This is a genomic window from Jiangella rhizosphaerae, from assembly GCF_003579925.1.
GTDB lineage: Bacteria > Actinomycetota > Actinomycetes > Jiangellales > Jiangellaceae > Jiangella > Jiangella rhizosphaerae.
This window is the reverse complement of record NZ_QUAL01000010.1, coordinates 1-6,325: the sequence shown is the minus strand read 5'-3', so window position 1 is coordinate 6,325 and position 6,325 is coordinate 1. Positions and strand designations below refer to the sequence as shown.

General features: G+C 70.2%; 6 protein-coding genes. All 6 read right to left on the bottom strand.

Annotated features, from left to right (window positions below; translation table 11 throughout):
- The coding region (locus DY240_RS01080; RefSeq protein ID WP_119658130.1) for an HTTM domain-containing protein at positions 1-1,006 on the bottom strand (1,006 nt) is incomplete at its 3' end.
- Positions 1,003-1,785 carry a DUF5819 family protein gene (locus DY240_RS01075; protein ID WP_119658129.1) on the bottom strand — a complete coding sequence of 261 codons (783 nt, stop codon included), beginning with the start codon at positions 1,783-1,785 and terminating at the stop codon, positions 1,003-1,005. The genes DY240_RS01080 and DY240_RS01075, both read right to left, overlap by 4 nt.
- Before the next feature lie 10 nt (positions 1,786-1,795).
- Entirely contained in the window at positions 1,796-2,923 is a 1,128-nt protein-coding gene (locus DY240_RS01070; RefSeq protein WP_119658128.1) for an HTTM domain-containing protein, read from the bottom strand.
- Positions 2,920-3,696 carry a DUF5819 family protein gene (locus tag DY240_RS01065; RefSeq protein ID WP_119658127.1) on the bottom strand — a complete coding sequence of 259 codons (777 nt, stop codon included), beginning with the start codon at positions 3,694-3,696 and terminating at the stop codon, positions 2,920-2,922. Before DY240_RS01065 ends, DY240_RS01070 begins: the two co-directional genes overlap by 4 nt.
- Before the next feature lie 160 nt (positions 3,697-3,856).
- On the bottom strand, positions 3,857-5,308 hold the full coding sequence (locus DY240_RS01060) for a choice-of-anchor G family protein (RefSeq protein WP_158602690.1): 1,452 nt from the start codon (positions 5,306-5,308) through the stop codon (positions 3,857-3,859).
- Between the two features lie 711 nt (positions 5,309-6,019).
- Positions 6,020-6,325 (bottom strand): LPXTG cell wall anchor domain-containing protein (locus tag DY240_RS01050; protein ID WP_158602689.1); only part of this gene is annotated, 306 nt, incomplete at its 5' end.

Below are 6,325 nucleotides of genomic sequence, written 5' to 3'. Positions count from 1 at the left end.
GCTCGGCGGCGGGGGCCGCCGCGGCGGGCTCGGGCGGCTGTCGCCGCCGAGACCCGCGCGCCCAGCGGATCAGGGCGCGGTAGGTGTCGTCGCGAATGAAGACCATGTCGGCGGCGATCATGGCCAGCGAGAACCAGGGCAGCGCCATCGTCACGGCGATGCCGACGTGCATCGCGAAGACGGCCAGCAGCGCCAGCACCCGGGTGCCCCGCCGCAACAGCAGCAGCGGGAACAGCACCTGGACGAACACCGTCACATAGCTGCCGATCGTGACGAACACGCCGTTGGTGTACACCAGCTCGTTCAGCGCCGGCCACGGTGCGTACTGGCCGATGCGCAGCGGGTAGTAGAGGCCGACGCCCTCCTGCCACATGCTGCCCTGGACCTTTGACAGCCCGGAGGTCATGTAGACGATGAAGACCTGGGCGGCGACGGCCATCAGGGCGACGTTGTGGAACAGCGTGCCGACCCACGACGGCAGCGGAACCAGCGGCCGGTAGCCGGGGCGGGCGCGGCGGCGGGCGTCCAGCGACCACCGCATCGAGGTGTCGGCGAAGCAGAGGAACAGCAGCATGATGCGGACGATGTTGTCGCCCGCGTCGTCGGCCAGCGGGTTCAGCCGCATCAGGCTGGCGACGCCGATCATCAGCAGCGGTGTGACGACGCGGGTCCGCCAGCCGAGCGTGAACGCGACGGCGAGCGCGGCCAGCAGGAGGTACTTGACGGTGAAGGCTGTGGTGCCGTCGTTCTGGGCGAACACCGAGGTGAACGGGAAGCCGTACTCGTCGACGGTGAGCCACGGCGTCAGCCAGCGCGCGCCCGGCCCCCACACGTAGTGCCGGTACGCGAAGTTGACCGTCAGCGACCCCAGGATCGCGACCCCGAGCAGGATCCGCATCGCGGCCAGGCCGTACGTCGCCTTCTTGCCGTCGAACAGCCACTGCTCGCCGGTGTCGACGGTGCGCCCGACGGCCCGGGTGACGTAGCGGATCGCCTCGCCGATCACCGGTTGCTCTCCAGGTCGCGCAGGACGTCGGCGAACGCGGCCTCGTCCTGGTCGGGGTCGACCAGCGCCGGGCGCCAGCCGAAGTCGCGGATGGTCTGCTGCGGGTCCTCAGGCGGCGGGTCCAGCCGCTCGTTCCACCGCGGCACCGGCGTCCGGACCAGCTGGAACTGCACGGCGACGACGTCCTCGCCCCACCTGGCCTTGGCGAACTGCGTGGCGTAGCCGGTCGCGACGCGGTCGGCGCGGACCATGTTCGCCACCCGCGACGACGTCTCACCGCCCTGCGCCGCGATGAGGTCGTCGGCGAGCGGCCGCCAGTCCGCCATCTCCTGGTAGTCGGTGGCGACGATCGCCTGCTGCTCGTCGGTGAGCGCGTTCCAGGCGGTGTTCACCCGGCGGTGCAGGTTCGACGTCAACCGGCTGGCGCGCGACGGCGCGGGGTCGTGGGTGACCAGCGTCCACTCCAGCCGGGTCGGGTCCTCCCAGTCGGTGGTGCGCAGCTCGCCGGTCTGCGGGTCCTCGACCTGCGCGCGGACCCGCAGCTCGTCCTCGGCGTTCACCGGGTTGGGCGCGAACAGGCTCCAGTTCTGCTGGAAGAACGGCCGCATGTAGGCGGACACCTGGGTGCCGACGGAGTCCTTGATCGGGTTCGCCGGCGCGTTCCACAGGAACGTCGCCGCGAAGTGCAGCACGACGACGCCGACCAGGAAGAACGCGGCGCCCTTCGCGATCGGCGGGACGTCTGGCCGTGGCCGGGCCTCCCGGATGTCGTTCGGCACGCGGGTCAGGCTACCTGGTGGGCACCGGCTCGGCCGTGGCCTCCTCGGGCGCGGGAGCCGCGGCACCCGGCCGGTCCCCGCCGGGCCCCGTCCCCGGGCCGGGCTCCGCGGCGCCGGGCCGCCTGCGTCGCCGTCGTCCGTCCCACGCCGAGCGCACCCGGCCCGCGATGCCCTGGTAGGTCGAGTCGCGGATGAAGATCTGGTCGCCGGCCATGATGAACAGCGAGAAGAACGGCAGCCCCATGATCACGGCGATGCCGGCGTGCATGCCGAGGACGCCGAGCAGCGCGACGACGCGGGTGCCGCGACGCAGCAGCATGAGCGGGAAGAACAGCTGGATGAAGACGGAGAAGTACGAGACGACCAGCACGCCGAACGGGTTCCCCGACAGCAGGTCGTTGAGCCACGGCCACGGCCGGTACTGCCCCACCTGCATCGGGTAGTAGACGGCGGTGCCGTCCTGCCAGTACTCCCCCTGCACCTTGTAGAGCGCCGACGCGACGTAGATGATGCAGATCTGCGCGCCGACGGCGAGGATCGCGAGGTTGTGGACGAGGATGCCGAGCCGGCCGGCGCCGCGCCGCACGGCCTCGGGCGTGAACCGGCGCGGCCACCACCGCCGGCTGAGGCCCTGCTCCTGCCGCGCCCGCCGCCGCGCGTCCAGCGACCACCGTCCGGACAGGTCGGCGAAGCACAGGTAGATGAGCAGGATGCGGAAGATGTTGTCGCTCTGGTCGCCGTAGAGCGGGTTCGACTCGATGAGGCTGACCCAGCAGATCAGCAGCGCGGGCGCGACGACGCGCGTGCGCCAGCCGAGCGTGAACGCGACCGCCAGCGCCAGCACGATCAGCATCTTCACGGTCAGCGTCGTCGGGTCGCTGCCGCCCTCGAACAGAGTGAACGGGAAGCCGAAGCCGCCGTTGCGCTCCAGCGGCGTCATCCACTGCGCGGCGTCGCCCCACAGGTAGTGCCGGTTGCTGAAGTTGGCCAGCAGGAACCAGACGGCCGCGAGGCCGAAGATGATGCGGACGACGGAGACGCCGTAGGTGGCACGCTTGGCGCCCAGCAGCCACTCCTCGCCCTTGCCGGCGGTGACGGCGACGGCGTCGAGCGCGCGGTCGACGGCGGACCCGATCATGACCGGAACCTCCCGATGGCGTCGGCGAACGCGGCGCTGTCCTGGTCGTCGTACAGGTAGAGCGGGCGGCGGCCGAACTCGCGGACCGTCACCGACGGGTCGTCGCCGCGGTCGTCGAAGCGTGGCGCCCGGGTCTCCTGGATCTGCACCTCGACGTACTGGATGCCGGCGTCGCGGCCCCACCAGGCCCAGGCGAACTGCGTCGCGTACGCGGTCATCGCGCGGTCCAGACGCAGCACGTAGGAGATGCGCGCGTCGGAACTGGGGTCGGGCGTGGCCAGCATCGCCTCCTCCATGCGCGCCCACGCGTCCTCGTGGTAGTTGCCGGCCAGCACGGCCTGCTCCTCGCGCGTGATGAGGCGGTACTGCTTGCGCATGGTGCCGGCCAGCCGGCGGGTGACGATGCCCGCCCGCGACGGCGCCACGCTGTGCAGGATGTTGCCCTCGACCTCCAGCTCGGTGACGTTCACCCACTCGGTCGAGGTGTCGGCGTCGTACCAGCCGCGCACCAGCATGGAGTACTCGACGCTGATCGGCGTCGGCGCGAACAGGCTCCACTCCTGCTGGAAGTACGGCTGTATGTAGTTCGTCAGGGTGGTGCCCAGCGTCTCCTTGGCCGCGTTCGCCGGACCGACGAACACCGCCGTCGCGAGGAGATGCGCGCACAGCAGCGCGCCGAGCCCCCCGGCGACGACCTTGATCCACGTCGGCCGTGCCGACGGCTGCGATGCCGGCTGCTCCGGCGTCGTCGTCGTTGTCTCCTGGTCGTGCATCGTGCCTGCCCTCGTGTGTCGACCGCCCGGTTCGACCGACCCCGGAAACGCCGATCCGGTGGGTCCGCGCCCTGGCTTGGGAGCGGACCCACCGTGATCGAGCGGCGGAGTCGTGGTGCTACTCCTGGGTGTTGCTGGTGTTACTCAGTCGTGCTGGATGTCACTCGACGGTGAGGCCCCGGCGACGGCTGACGGCGTAGGCCGCGATGCCACCGGCGAGGACCAGGCCCAGGCCGAGGATCAGCAGCTGGCTGGAGCCGGCACCGGTGTCGGGCAGCTCGTCGCCGTCCTCGTTGCCGTCCTGGTTGCCGTCGGCGGCGCCGTCGTCGTCACCGTCGTTCTCGGTGCCGTCGACCTCGGTGCCGTCGACCTCCGTCTCGGTGCCGTCGACCTCGGTCTCGGTCCCGTCGACCTCGGTCTCGGTCCCGTCGACCTCGGTGCCGTCGACCTCGGTGCCGTCGACCTCGGTGCCGTCGACCTCGGTGCCGTCGACCTCGGTGCCGTCGACCTCGGTGCCGTCGACCTCCGTGCCGTCGACCTCCGTGCCGTCGACCTCGGTCTCGGTGCCGTCGACCTCGGTCTCCTCGCCGTCGGACAGCGTGTTCGGGCCGACGTGCGACTCGGCCAGCGTCACCGAGACGCCGCCGTTCTCGAGGCCGCCGAGCAGGGTGACCTGAACGGCCGCGACGCTGTAGGTCTCGGAGGTCGAGGCCTTCTCGACGTTGACCGCGGTACGGGCGCTGGTCGGCTTGGCGACGCCGGCCTCGGCCTCGTCAGGCTGAACGTTGACCTTGATCGACAGGATGTCGGTCAGGGCGTCGGCCAGGCCGTTGGTGAGGTCGTCGACGCCGAGGTCGCCGAGCAGGTCGCCCAGGCCCTCGCCGAGGTCGCCGAGCAGCTCGCCCAGCAGGTCGTCGAGGATGGTGAACAGGCCGTCGCCGATCAGCTCGCTGTTCGGCGGCAGGTCGTTCAGGCTCTCGAAGATCGCGCTCAGGTCGATGACGATGGTGCCGTCCTCGATCCAGATCGCGGCGTCGTCGCCGAGCTCGAGGTTCACGCCGCTGAGCAGCGGAACGGTGACACGGAGCTCGCCACCGGCGATCTCGTAGTCGCGGGAGACCTCGAAGTCGTCGCCCGACGGCTCGAGGTGCGCCTCGGACGAGACGGCGCCGAGCTCGAGCTCGACGTCGGCGATGGTGTCCGTCAGGCCCTCACCGAGCAGGTCGGTCAGGTCGAACGTGGCGTTGCCGGGGAAGCCGGCGTCGACGCCGGTGCCGACGCCGCCGTTGTCGGCGACCGCACCGGTCGCGGCGTGCGACACGGCGCCGTCTTCGGCCGTGGCCCACTGGTTGACCGCGCCCAGCTTGATGATGTCGCTCAGCGGGATCTGCAGGTTCGGCTCGATGTTGATGTTGATCGAGTCGAGCACCGTGACGTCCAGGGGGTTGGCGTCGGTGACGGGCTCGGGGTCGCCCAGGTTCTCCACCTCGACGCCGGCGAGCTCGGCGATCTCGTCCAGGTCGGTGCCCAGGACGGTGCCGTCGAGGAACCGCGCGCCGGCGCGCGACTCGTCACCCTCGGCCGCTGCGGCGGGCGTCAGCCACGCGCCCACAGCGAAAACCGGGGCAATACCAGCTGCGAGCAGCGTTGCCGCTGCGCGACGCCGGCGCATAACAGGTGTTGCAGGCATGCCTTCTCCTCTGGCATTTGCATTTCATGGCGGGCTCCTTCGCGGCCATCAGATGTGCCAAGGCCTGCGAAGCGTGATCATGAACCTACAACTGCTCCAGAGACGTGTCTCGTACTTGGTGAATTTGCCTCCGGGGACACCGACCGCCCATTCGCCTCGCGCCGGTCGCTATGCCTCGAAACGGTTGATCAAGATCTTTGCCCTAAAGCCCCGCAACTCGCCACGATTACCCTTTCCCGCCCTAGTCGGACATAGCGGGACGGATCAGTGCATCCAATCGGTGTGAAACGGGCGAATCGCATCGCGTGGCGACGCGCAAACCGGAACCACTGGTCTAAACCGCGAGCATCGCGGCCGTGACCGAATCGTTATCGAAGGCCGACACGCGGACCGGTTCCCGCAGATCGCTTTTTCCGCCCAATGTCCTGGTCACAGCGCCATTGAGTGGAGTGCGGTTCCCCCATTCGGCTGATGGCGCCGTGCGTTATGCCTATGTCAGCGGAACTCGGCTGTGAATCGCGTTCGAGGCCGGCCGCTCGTCGCGGTGAGTTCGGCCGGCCGCGACAGGCCGATGGCCGTGGATCCGGGTCGCGGATCCACGGCCATCGGCAGGGTGTCGATCGCCTCGGCGGGTCAGCCCTGACCGACGCCTCGGCGACGGCTCACCGCGTAGGCGGCGATGCCACCGGAGAGCATCAGGCCGAGCCCGACGATCAGCAGCTGGTTCGACCCGGCACCGGTGTCGGGCAGCCGCTCGTCGTCGTCCTCGTCGGCGTTGTCCTCGGTCGCGGGGTCCGGGTCGTTGCCGCCGGCCGTCTCGACGCCGTCGACCTCGATGCCCGCCACCTCGGATCCGTCGACCTCGGTCCCATCGACCTCGGTGCCGTCCACCTCGGTGCCGTCCACCTCGGTCCCATCGACCTCGGTCCCGTCCACCTC